The organism is Natrinema sp. LJW11, assembly GCF_056135975.1.
This window is the reverse complement of the sequence record NZ_JBWBDM010000004.1, coordinates 58,246-77,313: the sequence shown is the minus strand read 5'-3', so window position 1 is coordinate 77,313 and position 19,068 is coordinate 58,246. Positions and strand designations below refer to the sequence as shown.

The window sequence follows — 19,068 nt, the reverse complement described above, 5'->3', positions numbered from 1 at the left end:
TGTCACTCCTTTAGTCCGCCTTGAGTTAAGCCTCTAACGATATGTTTCTGTGCGAAGACGACGAGCAGCGCGACGGGGATGATCCCCGCGATGCTCGCCGCCGCCATCATGTTGTACAGCTGTCCGCCCTGTTGCTCGAACTCGAGGATCCCGTACACGAGGACCGCCCAGTTGTCGGCTTCACCGTCGGTCATCATGAACGAGAAGAAGAACTCCCGATAGACGCTGATGAAGACGATGATCGCCGCCGTCGTGACGCCGGGGGCCGACAGCGGAAGGATGACGCGGAATAGCGCCCCGAGCCGCGTCGTCCCCTCGACTCTGGCGGCGTCTTCCAGCCCGTCCGGGATCTGGCTGAAGAACGTCGTCAGGATGAATATCGTAAGCGGAAGGGTCAACATCGTGAACGGGAATGCCATCGACCACGGCGTGTTGTAGAGGTCCGGCGTCATGAACGGACCGACGGTTAGCGTCCCCGTCAGCATCTCGTACAGCGGGATCAGGTACGCGATCCCGGGGAAATACGAGACGACGAGCAACAGCAACATGAGCGGCGCCTTGCCGCGGAAGTCGACGCGCCCGAACGCGTATCCCGCGAGACTGCCGATCAGCAGGCAGATGACCACCGTGAGCAGCGCGATGATGATACTGTTGAAAATGTAATGGTGAATTGGGTACTGCTGGAAGATTTCGACGAACACCCCGATATTGGTCCCCTCGGGGAGGATCCCCATCCCGTATAGCCGATTGCTCGGCGTGATCGCGAGGACGAACAGCCAGTAAAACGGGAACAGCGTGACGGTGATGAACGACGTCAGGCCCACGTAAAAGAGTATCCTGTAGGTGTCGTGGGGGTTGTTGATCAGCAGGTCGACAACCCGACCCACGCGACTCCGCGATTCGTCTTGAACGTTACTCATTGGTAGTCACCTCGTTGCGGAACTGGATGAGATACACCATCACGATGCCCGCGATGATGAGCGCCGTCAGGAAGGCGATCGCGGACGCGGTCGCCCACCGCTGCATGCGGAACGTGTCGATGACGAGGCAGGTCAGCGTCGGAACCGTGCTACAGCCCGCGGAGGCCTCGACGACGCCGTAGACCTTCATAGAACTGATCGTGTAGAAGATCATGCCGATGAACACGACCGGTTTGATCAGCGGGAACGTGATCAGCTTGAACTGTTGCCACTTCGATGCGCCGGCGACTTTGGCAACGTCGTAGAGGCTCTGGTCCACGCTGGCGAGTCCGGCGAGGATGATGAGCGCCATAAACGGCACTCGTCGCCAGACGTCGACCAGCATGATCACGAGCATCGAATCGCGCGTACTGACCAGCGGGTTCGCCGACAATAACCCGAGGTTGTGCAGCGGCTCGACGAGGAAACTGATCGAGGGCTGGAACATCAGGTAGAAGATCATCCCCTGAATGACGATCGGGATCGACCACGGCAGGAGGACGATCATGCGTGCGACCGCACGCCCGCGGAACTCCTTGTTGAGGAGAAGCGCCATCCCGAGACCGAGCCCGGTTCCCATGCTGACGCTCACCGCCGTGATGAGCAGCGTGATCACGAGCGCGCTCGAAAGCGGATCGCTCAGGCTGATGAACGGATCACTGAGGATGATGTTCATGTCGCCGTTGAGTATCGCGACGTACGTGTCGAGCCCGACGAACTCGCCGACCGGGTACTCGCCGTAGAGGTCGTCGCTGTGAAGCGAGACCCACAGCGTTCTAAGGAGCGGATAGAACGCGAGAACCGAGAGGACGAAGAGCATGGGGCCGATGAGGAGATAGCCGTATTTGTCCTCGTCTAACCGTTCAATCCTGTACAGGATGGGCGATGCCGCGCGGGATACCTTCTCTAACATTGTGGTGGCCTACTTCGCATGAGATTCGCGAACAATCTTGTAAGTTTCGTTATTCCGGTTTCGAGGGTGAGCGCCGAATCTCGACTAGAGGTCGGAGTTTTCGATTTTCTCGACGGCCTCCTGTGCGTTCGCAGCGGCCTCTTCGGGCGACTGCTCCTGGTTGAGACAGGCGTGGAACTCGTCGGCGATCGCGTCCTTCTGCGAGCTCCAGATCTGGTTGATCGGGTGAACCCACTGGTTTTCCGACTGGAGCTGCAACGTGTCGAGATACCGGTTCATCACCGGGACGTTCTGTGCTTGGTCCGACTCGTACAGTTCGGGTTTCGGTGGTGTCGATCCGGCGAGTTCGAAGATATCGAGGTAGAACTCGTCGGACGTCATCGCCTTCAGCACTTCGACGGCTGCCGGGAGCGTCTCGGAGTTGGGATTCAACGAGAGATGCCAGCCGCCGAGCGTCGACTTCGTTCCGCCGGTGCCCTCGTACTCCGCTTCGTCTTCGGTCACGCCGTAGGGGAACGGCATGAGCCCGATGTCGTCGCCGAACGCGTCCTCGCCCGCGAACTGTGCGATCGCGTACGACCAGTTCCGATGGAAGACCGCCTGGCCGGCGGCGAACGATTCCTGGGACGGCTGCGTGTCCCAGCCGAGCGCTTCGGCCGGGAGGATGTCACCGGTCATCCCGTCCAGCGCGTGCTCGTCGCCGGAGCCGTGCATGAACGTCCGCATCAATCGGAGCCCCTCGATTACCGCCTCGTCGTCGATCGTGATCGGCCGATCGCCGATGGGGCCGTGCTGGTTTTCCATGTCGCCGAAGTAGTTGCCGCCCATCGTGACGATCTTCTCGTAGCCGGTCTGATGTCCGATCGTCCGCTGGTTGAGCGTCGTCGTATAGCCGTGATCGACGTCGTTTGCCGCCACCGACTCGCTGACGATGTCGGCGAACCGCTCCCACTCCATCGGCTCCGTCGCCCAGTTTTCGCCTTCGGGATCGTAGCCGGCGTTCTCGACGTAGTCCTTGCGGTAGAGGATCGCGGGGATGTCGACGAACTGCGGTACGCCGTAGAGGCCGCCGTCCCACCGCATCGAATCGACCATCACCTGGTGGTAGTCGTTCTCGATCTCGTCGAGTTTCTCCTGCGGGAGCGCCTCGTTCAGGTCGACCAGCCATCCCCGCGGCGCGAACGAGGACGTGTACGAGAAGTTGGTTAACATGATGTCCGGGGTACTTCGGCCGGCTTGTAGGATCTGATTGTACCGGTCCTCTTGATCGTCCGCACCCCAGACGCCGGTCGAGAACTCGACGTCGATGTTCTCGTGAAGGCCGGCATTTCGCATCGACTCCTTTAGCTGGTCTTCGATGTCCCCGAAAAGCGGCGCGGTACTGTACTCGACCGTCGCCGGCTCGCCGTCGTACTCCGAGATGTCGATTTCGTCGTCGCTGTTGCCGCCGAGACAACCGGCGGTTCCGACGGCTCCAGTGGCACCGGCCACTGCGAGGAACCGTCGACGGGAAACCGCACTCGTGGTTTGCACTCTACTCGTTAACCTATGGTTGGGTCTACCTGCCATAGTTGTCCAATAAGTAGGCCCTTATATAAATATATCTATTCACCAGTCTCCTTATCTGTCGTTCGCTTTCAGAAAGGCGAGAAGAGCGGGTTGACGCTTCGCCGGACGGGATTTCACGTCAAACGGTCCCGCGACGGTTCCGGCTCTGTGACTCGTCGTTCGATCCTTTCGGATAAGTCCCGGTCTCACGAGGGTCGTCACGATGCGCCGAGTGGACGACGGAAAACGTCCGGCGACACCGGACAACTATTAAATAGGCCCCGTCCCAACTGTGGCGTAGATGTCGAACGAATCACGATATCCGGTCCAGGCCGCTGCGACGACGTTCCGGATCATCGAGACGCTTCACGAACTCGACGGGGCCGGCGTGTCCGACCTCGCAGACGAACTCGAGATGCCAAAGAGTACGGTTCACGATCACCTCCAGACGCTGACCGAGACCGAATATCTCGTCAACGAGGGTGGGACCTACCACGTCGGTGCACGGTTTCTCGAGTTAGGCGGGTTCGCTCGAAGCCAGATGAAACTCTACCAGATCGCCTCTCCGGAGATCAAGAAGCTGGCGGCAGAAACCGGCGAACACGCGAACCTCATGATCGAAGAACACGGCAAGGGGATCTTTCTAAACAAGGCGAAAGGGCAGGACGCAGTGAACCTCGATACCCACATCGGCAAGCGCGTTCATCTCCATACGACCGCTCTGGGAAAGGGGATCCTGTCGAAACTCTCCGAACCGGCCGTCGACGAGATCATCGATCGACACGGGCTACCCGCCGTGACCGAGAAGACGATCACCGACGTCGGTGAATTGAAGCGCCAACTGGCGACGATCCGTGAACAGGGGTATGCAATCGACGACGAAGAACGGGTGTCCGGAATGCGGTGTGTCGCTGCGCCGATCTGTGACGACGATTCGAATCCGATCGGCGCGATCAGCGTCTCGGGGCCGACGAATCGATTCGACGATGAGATATTCGCGACCGAGATTCCGAAAGCCGTTCTGAGTACTGCAAACGTCATCGAAGTGAATATGACCTATTCGTAGATCGTCCGGCGTGACCGGATAACACTGGTGGGTCGGTATCCGAAGGTGCGTCGCTCGAAAACTGCATTCTTCGTCGATCCGAGGCCGCTCCTGAGCCGGTGACCTCGTTATATTACATTCGTACCCATGTAATATTCCGCGGTCGAGACGCGCAGATCGCTTGCTCTCCTCGCGAGACGAGTACTCGCTTCCTTTGGTTTACACCCGTGTGGGTGCCAAAGAAATGCCGAACGGCCGCGAGATAGGTTTCCGGTATTACCGAACGGTTTCATGCTAACGATTACCGTGTGATTGGGCTCGAACCCCGTGTCCAACACGCCACGACGGGACGCCGCACTCCCACGGCTCCGGCCCTGGGGTATCCCGCGCGGACATCCCACGGCGGCATCCTCGGCGGTCGGTCCGCCTCGGACGACGAGCGATCGTTCAGGTAAGAATGTAGAAGATATATGCGTACTGATCGCGATCGACAGGGTGTGAACTCACCAGTCGCCGAACACTCGATTCGCGTCTCGCGTCCCAACGACACGATTATTGCCGGTCGGAGACACGAATGACATACACCGCAGGCATCATCGGCACCGGTGGTATCGCAGGAATGGGAATCCTCGGCATGCACGACGAGGACGTCATCGGAACGGAGAAGATTCGGGCCAGCCACGCCGGCGGATACGCCGCTACTGACGAGATCGAACTCGTCGCCGTCGCGGACGTCGACGAGTCGGCGCTCGAACAGTTCGGCGATGCGTGGGACGTTCCGTCGGATCGCCGATATACCGGCCACGAGGCGATGCTCGACGCCGAGTCCCTCGACGTCGTCTCGATCTGTACCCCCTCGTATCTCCACGACCAACACACCATCGACGCCGCTCGATCCGCCGCGGATCCCGCGGTCGTCTGGTGTGAGAAGCCGATCGCCTCGCAAGTCAGTGCGGCCGAGCGAATGGTCGACGTCTGCGCGGAGACGGATACCGAACTCGTCGTCAATCACTCCTTCCGATTTACCGACAAACTCCGGAAGCTTCGGTCCCTCGTTCGAGAGGAGGGCCTCCTCGGCGACGTCGCCTCCGTGAGCACACAGTATCGCATGGAACTCCTGCGGAACTCGACGCACGTGCTCGATACGCTCGTGTACTTGCTCGACGCGCGCGCGGAGCGGGTCAGCGGCTACATCACCGGAGAGAACGAGGCAGTCGACTCCCTCGATGTCTCGCAGGACATCGCCGACGCCGGGGGTGGCGGCTACGTCGTGATGGACGACGATACCTTCGTCACCGTCGACTGTACGATCCCTCGCGACATCTCGTCGATGACGCTCCAGTTCGTCGGGACGGAGGGCAAACTCTACATGAACAACGACGACGGGGAGTGGCGGTACTGGACGCTCGAGGACGGTGAGCACGTCGAGACCGACCTGCCGGGGATCGACGGGTCGTGGACGTGGGAGGACGACTACGAGGAGTCGTTCGCGAACGCCGCAGAACACGTCGAGGCCCTGCTGAACGGCGAGACCGAGAATCGATCACCGGGTCGCGAGGCGATCCGATCGCTGGAGATTATCGTCGCGTTCTACCTCTCACACCACGCGAACGGGACGATCGACGTCCCCCTCTCACAGCCGCTCCGCGAGGTCACTGTCACCTCATGGTAGCCGGCTTGCAACGGGATGTCGCCTCTCCCGGCCGAGCCGTGGACCGACGAGGGCGCCGCCGTAGCGATTCGTACCATCGACGGATGACCGCGCCGGACACGGTCACCACCGTATACCGTCGCGATATCCGTTGAGATCGGAACGTGTCTGCGTTCGACTCGCCCCCCGAGCGATGGCGGGCGAGAGGGCGGTGGCGTTTCGAACCGTTCGATTCCGTTGCGGCTCGCGACGCCTACGACCGGCGTCGGGACCGTCTGGACGGCCGTCGAATCGACACGCTGGCACCGGCACCGAAATTGGAAAAGTACCTATTTCAAATACAACTACCAATACTGATATATTCGAATTCGTCTCGTTCGGAAGACGCGTTTGCACCGTTTCGATGTCGGTCGTGCAATCGGGCCCGTCTCGTCGATAGGTGCGGTCGCGCAAGCGTACCGCCGCCGACGAGACCCCGATACGGACCCGGACGGCCGACAGCCGGGCCCTCATCGTCGAATCTTCTCGGGGTTTCGTGTCCCTCGCGAGGGATCGACAGAGCGCGTTCACCACCGACCGTCTGGGATTTCGAAAGCGAGTCCCTCGAGAAGGTGCGGGGACCCGCTCTCTCGGCGGCCACGCTGGCGTTTCGCGTTACGGTCGAGCATCAGTCCGGCTCCACGCGACCGGTTGTTCGCCCCGAGAGAGACGAGCAATTCTTCGCCTGATCGGCGTAGAACGCACTCATCAAGCAACCTGGAACTGGGCACATCGGCTGTCTGACAGCGTGCCAGACCCGCGGACATCCACGAGAGGGAAACTCTCGTGCGGCCTCTTGGAGCGCAAAGCGCTCCAATGGTCGGCGAATCTTTGATTCGCCTCGACAGCACAACGCTTCGCGTTCTGCGGACGGCGAAGCCGTCGCGGGTCGTGATTGGTGAGACTGCTGTCAAAATTAACGGTGACTGATATTGGGTATGAAATACAATATCACTGGACTCATGGCTCATTCTTGACGTCGCAGTGTTCGGACGGCGAGGCGCTGATCCAGCCGCTGTATTCCTGCATCAATTGACCGAGAAACACGATCTTGACGACACGGCGTTTCTCGTCGATGGCTATGGACATCTGACTACCGTCTCACGATCAGGATTGAGAGAGCAACTCGACTACGTCGAACAAAACCTGACCGGAAAGTGGTTTCTCACCCTCGAGGTTCGGGTTGAGCGCTTCCATAACTCGCGGGTGGGTAGTCTGGCGAGCGTCAGAGAAAATCTTGAACAGCTTGCACACTACTACAACACACAACGACCTCATCAGTCACTCCGCGGATAGATGCCTGCGGAAGCGCTAAACTAGACAGCGCCTCACGGATAATTCGCCTCTTACACATAGATATAATCTCTCTGCTAGGTTTCACTATTTATATATTTTCAAATATTTACACTGGCGAACTTTTATGGCGAACCAGACGGTAGCCGTTCGGGAACCGATCGACGGAACAGTCCTGGGACGAGACGCTCCGAGACGAAGGGGCGTCGCCGCTCCAGTATCGTCGTGGGAATCCCGGTCTCGGCCGACGGGTGGTCCCCGTCGACGAGTATCGGGGCGATCGATCGAGTTCGCTCTCGTCCGACTGCGAGTCACACTCCCGTCGGCGACTACTGCCGCCTAACAGACCGGCTTCGGATTCGCGCCCATCCCCTCGAGCGTCTCGACGTACTCGTCGTAGGCGGCCTGAATCGCGCCGCTCGCGGCATCTCGAGCGCGGTCCCAGTCCTCGTCGCTGTCACAGACCGTCTCGAGCAGCCCGGTCGCGCGCTCGAGTTGGTCGTCCAGGTCCTCGCCGAAGCCCCGGAACAGGCTGGCCGTCTGGGGGTCCGCGTCGCCGACGAAGTAGCCGACGATCTGATCCTTCGAGCGTTGGCTCGCGAGAACCCGGCCGACGAGTGCGCCGGCCCGTTCCACGGTATCCTCGCGACTTCGAAGGTACTCGTGAAGCTGGGGCACCTCGCTCGGCTCGTACTCGTCGTCGGCGAGTTTGCCGTCGACGGTCTCGTAGTGGCTTTGCTCCTCTTCGGCCGTCGTCTCGAAGGCCGCGCGCGCCTCGTCGTCGGCCTCGTCGTCGGCCCACTCGCGAAACGTCTGCCAGGCGGCGTACTCGGCGTCGGCGGTCGCCTCGAGGACGGGCTCGGTGTCGATCTCCCCGCCGGTGTCGGCGTACAGCGACTTCGAGGAGCCGAGTCGCGAGAGCGCGGTCTGGTTGTCCTCGCTGACGGCCTCGACGAACGCGTCCGGATCGGTCATGCGGAGTGCTTCGAGCGGGCTCGAGTTATGTCTGTCGTCAGCGACCCGCGACGCCGGCCGCGGGCGTCCGCGCTGGCCGTTGAGACGGCTCCCGCTCGCTCACCCTCGGCCCCGCGTTGTCCGTCGATAGGCGCCGGTTACCCGTCGCGAACCGAACGCCAACGGCGGCATAACAATTACCCTGTCCGGAATTTCCTCGATCGGAATGAAACGACGAGCGTATCTCGTGACGGCCGCCGCAGCGACGCTCGGTGGCTGTTCCGCCCTGAGCGATTCCGAAACGTCGGACGAACCGGACGATGACGACGGCAACGGCGATTCCGATTCGCCGGATCCGGTCGACGAGGATCCCGGGTCGTTCGATCAGTTCGACGACCTCTCGATGTGGACGGTGATGGAAGGCTCGCTGGAACTCGACGCCGAACGCGCATACGTCGGCGAGCAGTCCGGCCGCATGGAGGCGACGGAGTCCGAGAAACGAGTGATGATCAAACGGCGGTTCGACCAGCCGCGGGATCTCTCCGACGAGTTCCCCGCGATGGCGTTCGCGACCGAGCAGGACGTCGACCCGATCGTCCAGCTCTCCGATACGGACGGCAACCGGCTCCTCCTCCAGTGTGACGTCCCGCCGGGACTGCCGTTCGCCCGCTACGATCTCGGGGTCATCGGGACCGACGGCGACCCGGATCTGAGCTCGATCGCCCACATCAAGATCTCGGCGCTGGCGGGCGACGGCGAGTCGGTGACGCTGTGGTGTGACGACCTCCACTTCGTCTCTCGCCCGGACACCGGCAAAGTCCTCCTCCAGTTCGACGGCGGCCGCGCATCCACCGCGACGCGGGCTCGCTCGGCGCTGTCGGAGTACGACTTCCCCGCGACCGCGTTCGTTCCCACCGACTACGTCGGCGGCTCCGGCTACGTCAGTCAGGGGCAACTCGAGACCCTCCAGAGCGAGGGGTGGACGATCGCCAGCCAGGGGACGTCCAGTGGCAGTCTCGCCGGCCGGCCCGAATCGACACAGCGAGACCGCATCGAGGGCGCGATCGAGTGGCTCGAGAGCAACGGGTTCGAAGACGGTGCCGGCTACTTCGCCTATCCGCTCAATCGCTACGACGAGACGACGATGTCCCTCGTCGAGGAGCACCACGACGTCGGCTTCGTCGGCGGCTACGGCGGTCACGCCGACCTGTTGAACCCGGCGACCGCCCCGCGGACGGTCGGCCCGTCCGCCGACGAGGCGAAACAGTTGCTCGACCGGACGGCGCAGTTCCGGACGATCACCACGCTCAGCTACGCCGATCTCTCCGGCGCGACGGGGACGGCGCTCGAGGAGACGCTCTCCCATCTCAGCGACCTCGAGTCCGCCGGCGACATCGAGGTCGTCGGGCCGGACGACATCGCGTCGAACCACATTTACGAGGAGTAGACGCTCAGGCGAGCGGTCGTCCGTCAGCGTGGCTGACGCTATTTTTGCGGATGCGACAGAAATGGATGCGGTGGAACCGCTAGGTTATCCGCCGTCTCGCTGCTCAGTTGCCTTTCTCGATCGGCGCGTTGACGAGGTTGCCCCACTCGGTCCAGGAGCCGTCGTAGTTGACGGTGTCCTCGTAGCCGAGCAGTTCGTGCAGGGCGAACCAGGCGACGGAGGAACGCTCGCCGATGCGGCAGTAGGCGACGGTCGTCTCGTCGCCGTCGATGCCCTCGTCGGCGTAGAGCTCCTCGAGATCCTCGGGATCCTTGAAGGTGCCGTCGTCGTTGGTCACGGCGGCCCACGAGATGTTCTTCGCGCCGGGGATGTGACCGCCGCGCTGGGCGGTCTCCTGGAGTCCCGGGGGCGCGAGGATTTCGCCGGAGTACTCCTCGGGCGAGCGAACGTCGACGAGGGGAACGCCGCGATCGATCGCGTTCTCGACGTCCTCGCGGTAGGCGCGGATGCTCTCGCGCGGGCCGGCCGCCTCGTACTCGGCTTCGGAGAAGTCGGGCTCCTCGTCCGTGGTCGGATAGTCGTTCTCGAGCCAGTATTCGCGGCCGCCGTCGAGCAGATAGACCTCGTCGTGGCCGTAGTACTTGAACTGCCAGTAGGTGTAGGCGGCGAACCAGTTGGAGTTGTCGCCGTAGAGGACGACCGTGTCGTCCTCGCTGATACCGTGGCTGCCGAGCAGTTCCTCGAAGTCCTCCTTGTCGAGGATGTCTCGCTGGGTCTGGTCCTGGAGTTGCGTCTCCCAGTTGAACCCGATTGCGCCGGGCGCGTGTGCGTCTTCGTAGGCTTCCGTGTCGACGTCGACCTCGACCAGTCGGCGGTCAGAGTCGTCGTTCTGGAAGTCGTCGAGGTTCTCCTCGACCCAATCAGCCGTGACGAGTACGTCTTTGGCGTAGTCGTTTGCCATGTCCGTTCCTTGAACGGCGACACACAAAGGGACTACTTAACCGGTCAATTCGGACACCAGTCGACTCTGGCGGAAACAATTGCCGCCATTCGGATCGCCAATCCTCATCACCGTTCGTACACCGGCTGTATTCCTCGGATTCGCGGTGTTCTCTATACATCGTGCGAGGGACAGGTCAGGCGATCCACCAAAAACAAGCAAGAGTTGCCACTGTCCCGGTAGCCGAAATCGTGCCGAAATCGGTGCGTACTCGGATATGCGGTTCCTACTAGCCCGCTAATGGACGAATCCGTCGTCGTCTCCCCCGACTGGCTCGCAGCGCGTCTGGACGATCCGACCGTACGCATCGTCGACGTCAGAGACGCCTGGGAGTACGACGGGATCGGTCACCTTCCCGGTGCGGTGAACGTTCCCTTCGATAGCTACCGCGACGAGAGCGACGTCGACCGCGGTACCTTGCCCGGTGCCGAGGCCTTCGCCGACCTGCTCGGCGATGCGGGGATCGACCCCGAGGACACGATCGTCGCCTACGACGACACCCACGGCGTCTTCGCCGCCCGGTTCGTGCTCACCGCCCTCGAGTACGGCCACGACGACGTGCGCCTGCTCGACGGCGATTACAGCGCCTGGAACCAGGCGTACGAGACCACGAGCGAGGCGCCCGAGATCGAGGCGACCGACTACGAGCCCGATCCGCTCGAGCCCTCGGCGAGCCCGCTGGTGGACTACGACGCCGTCGCGGACGCCCGCGAGCGCGACGCCGTCTTCGTCGACACGCGCGAACTCGAGGAGTTCGAGGAGGCCCGGTTGCCCGGCGCGGTGCGCTTCGACTGGCGCGAGGTCGTCGACGACGAAACCCGGCGGTTGAAACCCGAAGGGGACCTCGAGGACCTGCTCGCCGAGCACGGGATCACCCCCGACCGGGAGATCGTCCTCTACTGCAACACCGCGCGGCGGATCAGCCACACCTACGTCGTCCTCAAAGCGCTGGGCTACGAGAACGTCGCCTTCTACGAGGGAAGTCTGACGGAGTGGCTCGCCAACGACGGCGAGGTGGAGTCGGGTCCAGTTTCGACGGCCGACGACGACTGAGACGGACTGCTGTCAGTCAGTTCCGGTGCGACCGCGAGACGGCCTGCGGTCGCACCGGTCCATCGGTACAGCAGACCGTATGGCGTTTCGCGGCCGACTGGGTATCGGTTTCCTCTCCGCCTCGATCGCGTGACTCTCACCGACTCCGAATCGACAGGGTTCACGTACGCGTGAATTGCCGTCGGCGTTCTCTGTTGCGATCGCGAAGATATTCGGCGGAACTGTACGTTGGACGCAGGAACGATGACTCGGTACTTACCGACTGGTCTCACTGGGTCCGTCCGGGTACGTCCCACAATATGACTAACGACAATTCAGATCGATTCGACATCGGCCGACGGCCGGTTCTCGGCGGTGTCGCCGGCGTCCTGACGACGGGCGCCGTCGGCAGTGCTGGGGCGACTGGAGGGGACGATCACGACGAAACCCCTGACGAATCGACGCAAGAAGAACAGGCGGATCGACCGCCAGAAGCGGTTCCGAACGAATTCGAGAACGACGTCGACATCCTCAACTACGCGCTCACTCTCGAGTACCTCGAGGCGACGTTCTACACCCGCGGGATCCGAAACATCGACGAAGCGGCCCTCGAACAGCAGTTCGAGGGCTGGGGGCCGATTCAGGACGGCGTCGTCAATCGACTCCGCGTCGTTCGAGACCACGAGATAACGCACGCGGAAGTCCTCGGACAGACGGTGGAAGCGGTGGGCGGCGAACCGGTCCAGCCGCCGGAGTTCGATTTCGGATCGGCCGTTCAGGACCCGGCGGAGTTCATCGCCACTGCCGCCACGCTCGAGGACGTCGGCGTCTCGGCGTACGCGGGTGCAGCGCCGTACATCGAGACGTTCGAACTCGTCGCGCCGGCGCTCAGCATCCACAGCGTCGAGGCGCGACACGCCTCGTTCCTGCGGGAGCTGAACGGCGAAATCGGGTTCCCGATGGCGTTCGATCAGCCGCGGTCGCGCTCGGAAGTGCTGGAGCTCGCAAGCGGGTTCATCGTCGAGTAGCGGCCGCGGTCGACTCCGGCGCAGCGCTGGTCGCTGCGGCCGCGCTTTTTTCGCGCGCACCGAACTCGTTTCCAGCCGTACTGTTCGCCGGTGAACGCCTCAGTTCCCCCTACTGACGTCCCGCCAATCGGGTGCCGTCGAGTACTTCGCGTCCGATAGCTTGTCGAACGCCGCGTAGACCACTTCGTTCAGTGCGGGGTGGACGTGGACCGGCTCCGCGACGTCGTCGACCGTGCCGCCGCCGTCCATCGCGACGACCACCTCGTGGACCAGCGTCGGGGCCTGCGGGCCGACGATGTGACAGCCCAGAATTTCGCCGTCCGGCCCCGCGATGGCTTTGACGAAGCCGTCGTCGGCCTCGAGGATCATCCCCAGCGGCGCGGCCCCGTAGGGAACGGTTACGGCCTCGTACTCGCGGTCCGCGTCCTCGAGCTCGCCCTCCGTTCGCCCGACGCTCGCGACCCGCGGGCCGGTGAAGACCGCGTGGGGCATCGCCTCGTAGTCGATCGTCTTCCCGGCATCGTCCAGCACGTTCGCCGCGACGACTTTCGACTCGTCGTCGGCCGCGTGCTTGAACGGCTGCTCGCCGAGGACGTCGCCGAGCGCCCAGACCCCGTCCACGGCGGTCTCGAGCCGATCGTCCGTCTCGACGTACCCCTTGTCGTCCGTCTCGACACCCGTGGCCTCGAGGTCGAGCGCGTCGGTGTTCGGTCGCCGCCCGGTCGCGAGCAGGAGGTCGTCGGCGGTGAGTTCGACGGTATCGTCGCCGCTCTCATCCTCGCCCGCGGGCTCGGCCGTCACGGTGACGCGGCCGCCGTCAGTCTCGGCGACCGATCCAGCCTCGTAGCCGGTGTATACGTCGCAGTAGGTCTCGAGCGACTCGGTCACGACCCTGCTCACGTCGTCGTCCTCCCGCGGGACCAACTGGTCGCTCCGGCCGACGATCGAGACGTCCGCTCCCAGCGCGCCGAAGAAGTAGCCCAGTTCGGCCCCGATGTAGCCGCCGCCGACGATCACGAGGTCGCCGGGGCGCTCCTCGAGGAAGAGCGCGTCGTCGCTCGTGAGATAGTCGACGTCCTCGAGGCCGTCGATCGGCGGGACCATCGGTCGCCCCCCCACGGCGATGACGACGGTGTCGCCGCTGACCTCCGCCGTTTCGTTCCCCTCGCCGTTCAGTTCGATCTCTATCGTCCGGTCGTCGACGAACCGGCCCTCGCCGCGGTATAGCGTGACGTTTTCGCTGTCCCGAAGGCTGGACTCCTGATTGTCCGCCTTCTCGTAGACCGTGTCGTGAACCGATTCCGTGATCTCGCCGTAGTCGATCTCTTCCAACTGCGCTGGAACGCCGACCCCCTCGGCTCCGCGAACCGCTTCCGCGACGTCCGCTCGGTGGATGAGCGCCTTCGAGGGGACACAGCCCCGCGTGATACAGGCCCCGCCGAGCGGCCCGGGTTCGACAACAGCGGCCTCGAGCCCCCGGTCGGCCGCCGCGGTCGCGACCTGACTCCCCGATCCGCCGCCGAGGACGACGATGTCGTACGTGTCCATACCGTCCGAAACTACGAACGGCCGCGTAAAATGGGGGCCTGCTATGCGAACTCCGATTAGCCCCTGCCGCGCCGGCCGACGATCGTCACCTGCGCCGTCCCGGCGAGCCCGTGATTCCCTTCGTCGTCGCGTTCCCACTCGAGTCTGCCCGTCGATTCGTCGCCGTCGAACCCGGTCTCGTCGGCTCGGAAGAACAGGAGGAGAGTCGATCGGCCGTCCCGATCCGCGCCGATGACGTGACCGTCGCCGACCGGTCGGGCACCGCCGCCGTCACCGACGACGTCGGGCGCACCGAATCGGTACCGAACCGGCTCGCTCGTCGGATCGAACTCGTCGGTCTGTCGGACGGCAACGGGGATCACGCCGCGACTGTCCGGATTGATCGGCGCGCGATCGCAGCCCGGTCGGATCTCGATCTCGAGGTCGGCCGGGAAGTGTGCGGCGGCCTGTCCGCCGAACGCTGCGATCCCGAGCGTCGTCGCAACCAGTCCCGTTCCGACTCGGAGAACGCGTCGCCGACCGAACGCGTCGTTCGTTTTCGTCGATTCCACCTGTCGTGACGGCTCGTGCGGTGTGTCTGCCATGCGACGCTTACGGATCCATCGCCGCTGGTAATATCCGATCTGGTCTCCCTCTCGAAAAAACATGTACTGATACCGACGCTCGCAGTATCGAACGCAGATCTCAGAGCCAGTCGTCGCCCGGATCGTCGTCCGTCGCGTCCGCGTACCCCTCGACCGCCGCCGCGAGGTTCGCGAGGGCCTCCTCGGGCGTCTGTCCCTGGCTCGAGACGCCGGTCTCCTCGTCGTCGGCGATGTGGAGGCCGTGCTCGTTTTGTCGCATGGTCACGTTCGCATCGGCGAGGGCCTCGTACTCCGAGGGATCCACGTCTGCGTCGGAACTCATACGTGGGGATTGTCGCGGTCGAGTGAAATACTCTCCGACGCCGGGCGATGAGCGCTCGAGCGTTCGAACCGGCTCTGTCGCGTCGGTCGTAGAAAAAGCCTTTAACGCCATCGCCCCGTAGACCCAGCAAATGGTACTCGACGATCTCGGGAGTTCTCTGCGGGGCACCCTCGACAAGCTCCGCGGGAAGTCGCGACTCAGCGAGGAAGACATCGAGGAGATCGTCAAGGAGATCCAGCGCTCGCTGCTCTCCGCTGACGTCGACGTCTCGCTCGTGATGGCGCTGTCGGACAACATCAAAGAGCGCGCCTTGGAGGAGGAGCCCCCGGCCGGCACCCCGGCGCGGGATTTCGTCCTCCGCATCGTCTACGAGGAACTGGTCGATCTCATCGGCGACTCCACCGAGTTGCCCCTCGAGGAACAGACCATCTTGCTGGCCGGCTTGCAGGGATCCGGTAAAACCACGTCCGCCGCGAAGATGGCCTGGTGGTTCTCCACGAAGGGGCTCCGACCGGCCGTCATTCAGACGGACACCTTTCGGCCCGGCGCGTACGACCAGGCTCAGGAGATGGCCGAGCGCGCGGAGGTCGACTTCTACGGCGATCCCGACGGCGAGGATCCCGTCGAAATCGCCCGCGAGGGCCTCGAGGCGACGAGCGAGGCCGACGTTCACATCGTGGACACGGCGGGTCGCCACGCGCTCGAGGACGACCTGATCGCCGAGATCGAGCAGATCGAGGGCGTCGTCGAGCCCGACACGTCCCTGCTCGTCCTCGACGCGGCGATCGGACAGGGCGCGAAGGAGCAGGCCCAGCAGTTCGACGAGTCGATCGGGATCGACGGCGTCGTCATCACGAAGTTAGACGGGACGGCGAAGGGTGGCGGTGCCCTCACCGCGGTGGACCAGACCGACTCCTCGATCGCCTTCCTCGGGACCGGCGAGGAGGTCCAGGACGTCGAGCGCTTCGAGCCCGACGGCTTCATCTCGCGGCTGCTCGGGATGGGCGACCTCAGTCAGCTCGCCGAGCGCGTCGAGCGCGCGATGGAGCAGACCGAGATGGAGGAGGAGGACTGGGACCCCGAGGACATGTTGCAGGGGCAGTTCACCCTGAACGACATGCAAAAACAGATGGAGGCGATGAACAACATGGGGCCGCTCGATCAGGTGATGGACATGATCCCCGGTCTCGGCGGCGGGATCAAGGATCAGCTGCCCGACGACGCGATGGACGTCACCCAGGACCGGATGCGGGCGTTTTCCGTCATCATGGACTCGATGACCGACGCCGAAAAGGAGTACCCCAAGGCCATCGGCGCGAGTCAGATCAAGCGCATCGCCCGCGGTTCGGGGACCAGCGAGGAGCAGGTCCGGGAACTGCTCCAGCAGTACAAGATGATGGAACGCACCATCAAGCAGTTCCAGGGTATGGGCTCCGAACAGGAGATGCAGCGCATGATGAAACAGATGCAACAGGGCGGCGGTGGCGGTGGCGGCGGGATGGGCGGAATGGGACCGTTCGGGTAGATCCCGCCCGCGTTTCGCCGATACCCGCCTCACGAAATCTCCGATACTGTCAATTGTAGAGACTTTCAAACTGCCACTACGTTAATGCCCTTCTAGACGAATCCTCGAGTACAAATGAATCGTCGGCAGTATCTCGCCCGCACCGGTATGGCCGGTGCGAGCACAGGAACCCTGGCAGCGATGGCCGGCTGTCTCGGTGGACTCACCGGCTCGTCGGACGCGGACGACGTCGCGGTCAGCGATCGGACCGGCGAACGCGCGATCGCCCGCGCGGCGGGGAGCCTGAACGAGGCCGCCCAGTCGCTGAACGAACTCGACGACCTCGAGAACCCCGAGGCGGTCGAGTTCGATCCGACGGTGCCGCGCGACCACCTCTCGGCGGCTCGGGACTACCTCGAGACCGCGGAATCGGAACTGGGCGACGACCGGACGAGCGACGTCGAGACGCTTCGCTCGTACGCGGACGCACTCGACGGCCTCATCGCGGTGACGGTTGCGGTTACCGACGATACGATCGCCGACGATATCGAGACCGTCAACGCGGCGCTCGAGGAGGACGGGGACCTCGAGGCGGCGAACGACACCGTCGACGAACGCAACGAGACCGTCACCGGTGCCCGCGAGCGCCACGAGGAATCGACGGCGACGATCGAAGCCCTGGACGGCGATCGGCTCGCCGAACTGTCCGGCATCGATCTCGCGGATCTCGCGGACGGTGCGGTTGCGCTCGGCGATGCGGTGACGTCGCTCGAGACGCTCACCGAGACGTACGATGCGACGCTGAGCGAAGAGGACGGATTCGGCGCGCTCGAGCGCGGGCGGGACCACCTGGAAAACGACGAGTACGAATCCGCGCAGGACGAGTTCGAGACCGCCGAAGCGACGTTCGTGGCGTCGGTGGACCGGCTCGAAACCGGGCAGTCGGAGTCCCCGGAGGGGTACGCCGACTACTTCGAGACGGCGTCGTGTCAGAACGGCCACCTGCGAGACGCGGCGGCGGCGTTCGGCGATGCGGCGGCCGCCGCGGCGTCCAGAGACCCGATCGCTGCCGAGAGCCACAGGGATCAGGGCGAAGCGTCGCTCGATGCGGTCGGCTCCTGTGCCGATTAGTCGGACGACCCGGTCGCCGCGGCGTCGCGCTCGCGGGCGGCCGCCGGCGGGAGTTCGTCGATCAGCACGACCGCGTCCCCCTCGAGGACCGTCGTGCCGTCGCCGTCGACCACGTCGGTTTCGATCCGGTACTTCGACCGGCCGAGATCCTCGACGACCTCGCAGACGGCGGTGGCGCGGGTGCCGATCGAGAGCGGGGCGCGGAAGCTGCTCTCCTGTGAGAGATAGATCGTCAGTCCCGGGAGCCGGGCCAGCGCCGCGCTGACGATCCCGTTCGCGAGGACGCCGTGGACGATCCGCTCGCCGAAGCGCGTTTCGGCGGCGTAGGCCGCGTCGAGGTGGACCCGGTTGGTGTCGCCGGTCACCGACGCGAAGCCCTCGACGTCGTCTTCGGAGATCGGCTTCGAGAACCGTGCGACGTCGCCGACCGAGACGGTCGTCTCGTCCGCGCCGCGGTACTCGAACTCCCAGTCGTCGCGCTCGTAGAGGGTGTCGGTTCGCACCCGTTGCTGAGGCGGTTGCTCGTGCGACTCCGTCGCGCGGTGGACGAGCTGTGGCACGTAGTAGGTGAGTTCGGTCGTCGTGACGATTCCCGCGAGCTCGCCGGTGGCGTCGTCCGCCTCCGTCTCGCTCGGCCGCTCGCTACGCGAGACGACCGGCAGGTGTTCGATGTCCGTCGCCCGCAACAGCGCCACGGCGTCGACGATCGAGGCCGTCGGCTCGATCGTCGTCAGCGGTGTCGACATGACCGCTGACAGCTCGAGGTGGCCGAGATCCCGTCGTTCGCAGAGCTGCGTGATGAAGTCACCCTCGGTGACGATGCCGATCGGTTCGTCGTCGCGAACGACGACCACCGAACTGACTGCTTCGTCGCGTAGTAGCGTCGCCGCTTCGGTGACGGTCGCGTTCGGCGGGGCGGTGACGACGTCCTCGACCATGATTTCCGCGACGGGTATCGTGTCGTGCATCTGACGGCCATACACTGTCTGCCGGTATCAGTCGTTGGGTGGTCGACGATTCTGTCGTGGAGCGGTACACGGCCGGCGAGTCGATTCGATCGAACGCGGTTC

Annotated in this window: 16 protein-coding genes and 2 pseudogenes; 9 read left to right on the top strand and 9 right to left on the bottom strand. The window is 63.7% G+C overall.

Going from position 1 to position 19,068, the window contains the following annotated elements; translation table 11 throughout:
* Window positions 1–2: 2 nt before the first annotated feature.
* From AC0QDI_RS12240 to AC0QDI_RS12230, 3 genes are all read right to left on the bottom strand, one after another.
* Window positions 3–920: a carbohydrate ABC transporter permease gene (locus AC0QDI_RS12240; protein ID WP_474668506.1), complete on the bottom strand. Its 918-nt coding sequence runs from the start codon at window positions 918–920 to the stop codon at window positions 3–5.
* Window positions 913–1,872, bottom strand: a complete 960-nt coding sequence (locus AC0QDI_RS12235) for a carbohydrate ABC transporter permease (RefSeq protein ID WP_474668504.1) — start codon at window positions 1,870–1,872, stop codon at window positions 913–915. Before AC0QDI_RS12235 ends, AC0QDI_RS12240 begins: the two co-directional genes overlap by 8 nt.
* Before the next feature lie 84 nt (window positions 1,873–1,956).
* Entirely contained in the window at window positions 1,957–3,363 is a 1,407-nt protein-coding gene (locus AC0QDI_RS12230; RefSeq protein WP_474668502.1) for an ABC transporter substrate-binding protein, read from the bottom strand.
* A 358-nt stretch (window positions 3,364–3,721) separates the two neighbouring features.
* Here AC0QDI_RS12230 and AC0QDI_RS12225 point away from each other — a divergent pair, with 358 nt between their 5' ends.
* The 4 genes and pseudogenes from AC0QDI_RS12225 to AC0QDI_RS12210 all read left to right on the top strand — a co-directional run.
* Window positions 3,722–4,486: an IclR family transcriptional regulator gene (locus AC0QDI_RS12225; RefSeq protein WP_474668500.1), complete on the top strand. Its 765-nt coding sequence runs from the start codon at window positions 3,722–3,724 to the stop codon at window positions 4,484–4,486.
* Window positions 4,487–5,039: 553 nt separating this feature from the next.
* Entirely contained in the window at window positions 5,040–6,137 is a 1,098-nt protein-coding gene (locus AC0QDI_RS12220) for a Gfo/Idh/MocA family protein (RefSeq protein ID WP_474668498.1), read from the top strand.
* Window positions 6,138–6,783: 646 nt separating this feature from the next.
* Window positions 6,784–6,920: pseudogene (locus AC0QDI_RS12215) on the top strand (IS6 family transposase); the annotation flags it as partial.
* Window positions 6,921–7,025: 105 nt separating this feature from the next.
* Window positions 7,026–7,451, top strand: a pseudogene (locus tag AC0QDI_RS12210) (integrase core domain-containing protein); the annotation flags it as partial.
* 336 nt (window positions 7,452–7,787) lie between these two features.
* Here AC0QDI_RS12210 and AC0QDI_RS12205 read toward each other — a convergent pair.
* On the bottom strand, window positions 7,788–8,423 hold the full coding sequence (locus AC0QDI_RS12205) for a rubrerythrin family protein (RefSeq protein WP_474668497.1): 636 nt from the start codon (window positions 8,421–8,423) through the stop codon (window positions 7,788–7,790).
* Between the two features lie 205 nt (window positions 8,424–8,628).
* On the opposite strand from AC0QDI_RS12205, the gene AC0QDI_RS12200 reads away from it, so the two are divergent.
* Window positions 8,629–9,849 carry a polysaccharide deacetylase family protein gene (locus tag AC0QDI_RS12200; RefSeq protein WP_474668495.1) on the top strand — a complete coding sequence of 407 codons (1,221 nt, stop codon included), beginning with the start codon at window positions 8,629–8,631 and terminating at the stop codon, window positions 9,847–9,849.
* 103 nt (window positions 9,850–9,952) lie between these two features.
* Here the strand turns inward: AC0QDI_RS12200 and AC0QDI_RS12195 are convergent, their stop codons facing one another.
* Complete coding sequence (locus AC0QDI_RS12195; RefSeq protein ID WP_474668493.1) at window positions 9,953–10,810, bottom strand: sulfurtransferase; 858 nt, start codon at window positions 10,808–10,810, stop codon at window positions 9,953–9,955.
* 279 nt (window positions 10,811–11,089) lie between these two features.
* Between AC0QDI_RS12195 and AC0QDI_RS12190 the strand changes: the two genes are divergently transcribed.
* Window positions 11,090–11,902, top strand: a complete 813-nt coding sequence (locus AC0QDI_RS12190) for a sulfurtransferase (protein ID WP_474668491.1) — start codon at window positions 11,090–11,092, stop codon at window positions 11,900–11,902.
* A gap of 299 nt (window positions 11,903–12,201) precedes the next feature.
* Window positions 12,202–12,909, top strand: coding sequence for a ferritin-like domain-containing protein (locus tag AC0QDI_RS12185; protein WP_474668489.1), 708 nt, complete (start codon window positions 12,202–12,204; stop codon window positions 12,907–12,909).
* Between the two features lie 99 nt (window positions 12,910–13,008).
* Here the strand turns inward: AC0QDI_RS12185 and AC0QDI_RS12180 are convergent, their stop codons facing one another.
* The 3 genes from AC0QDI_RS12180 to AC0QDI_RS12170 form a co-directional block, all read right to left on the bottom strand.
* Complete coding sequence (locus tag AC0QDI_RS12180) at window positions 13,009–14,457, bottom strand: dihydrolipoyl dehydrogenase (protein ID WP_474668487.1); 1,449 nt, start codon at window positions 14,455–14,457, stop codon at window positions 13,009–13,011.
* 56 nt (window positions 14,458–14,513) lie between these two features.
* Complete coding sequence (locus AC0QDI_RS12175) at window positions 14,514–15,041, bottom strand: hypothetical protein (protein WP_474668485.1); 528 nt, start codon at window positions 15,039–15,041, stop codon at window positions 14,514–14,516.
* A 100-nt stretch (window positions 15,042–15,141) separates the two neighbouring features.
* Window positions 15,142–15,363 (bottom strand): type II toxin-antitoxin system HicB family antitoxin, encoded by a 222-nt coding sequence (locus AC0QDI_RS12170; RefSeq protein WP_474668484.1) that lies wholly within the window; start codon window positions 15,361–15,363, stop codon window positions 15,142–15,144.
* Window positions 15,364–15,493: 130 nt separating this feature from the next.
* Here AC0QDI_RS12170 and AC0QDI_RS12165 point away from each other — a divergent pair, with 130 nt between their 5' ends.
* Both AC0QDI_RS12165 and AC0QDI_RS12160 read left to right on the top strand, forming a co-directional pair.
* The gene (locus AC0QDI_RS12165; RefSeq protein WP_474668482.1) at window positions 15,494–16,888 is read left to right on the top strand and encodes a signal recognition particle protein Srp54; all 1,395 of its coding nucleotides are present in this window, start codon (window positions 15,494–15,496) and stop codon (window positions 16,886–16,888) included.
* 114 nt (window positions 16,889–17,002) lie between these two features.
* The gene (locus tag AC0QDI_RS12160; RefSeq protein ID WP_474668480.1) at window positions 17,003–17,998 is read left to right on the top strand and encodes a hypothetical protein; all 996 of its coding nucleotides are present in this window, start codon (window positions 17,003–17,005) and stop codon (window positions 17,996–17,998) included.
* On the opposite strand, the gene AC0QDI_RS12155 is transcribed toward AC0QDI_RS12160, so the two are convergent.
* Window positions 17,995–18,966 (bottom strand): CBS domain-containing protein, encoded by a 972-nt coding sequence (locus AC0QDI_RS12155; RefSeq protein WP_474668478.1) that lies wholly within the window; start codon window positions 18,964–18,966, stop codon window positions 17,995–17,997. The two genes, AC0QDI_RS12160 and AC0QDI_RS12155, sit on opposite strands and share 4 nt — an antisense overlap.
* Between the last annotated feature and the right edge of the window lie 102 nt (window positions 18,967–19,068).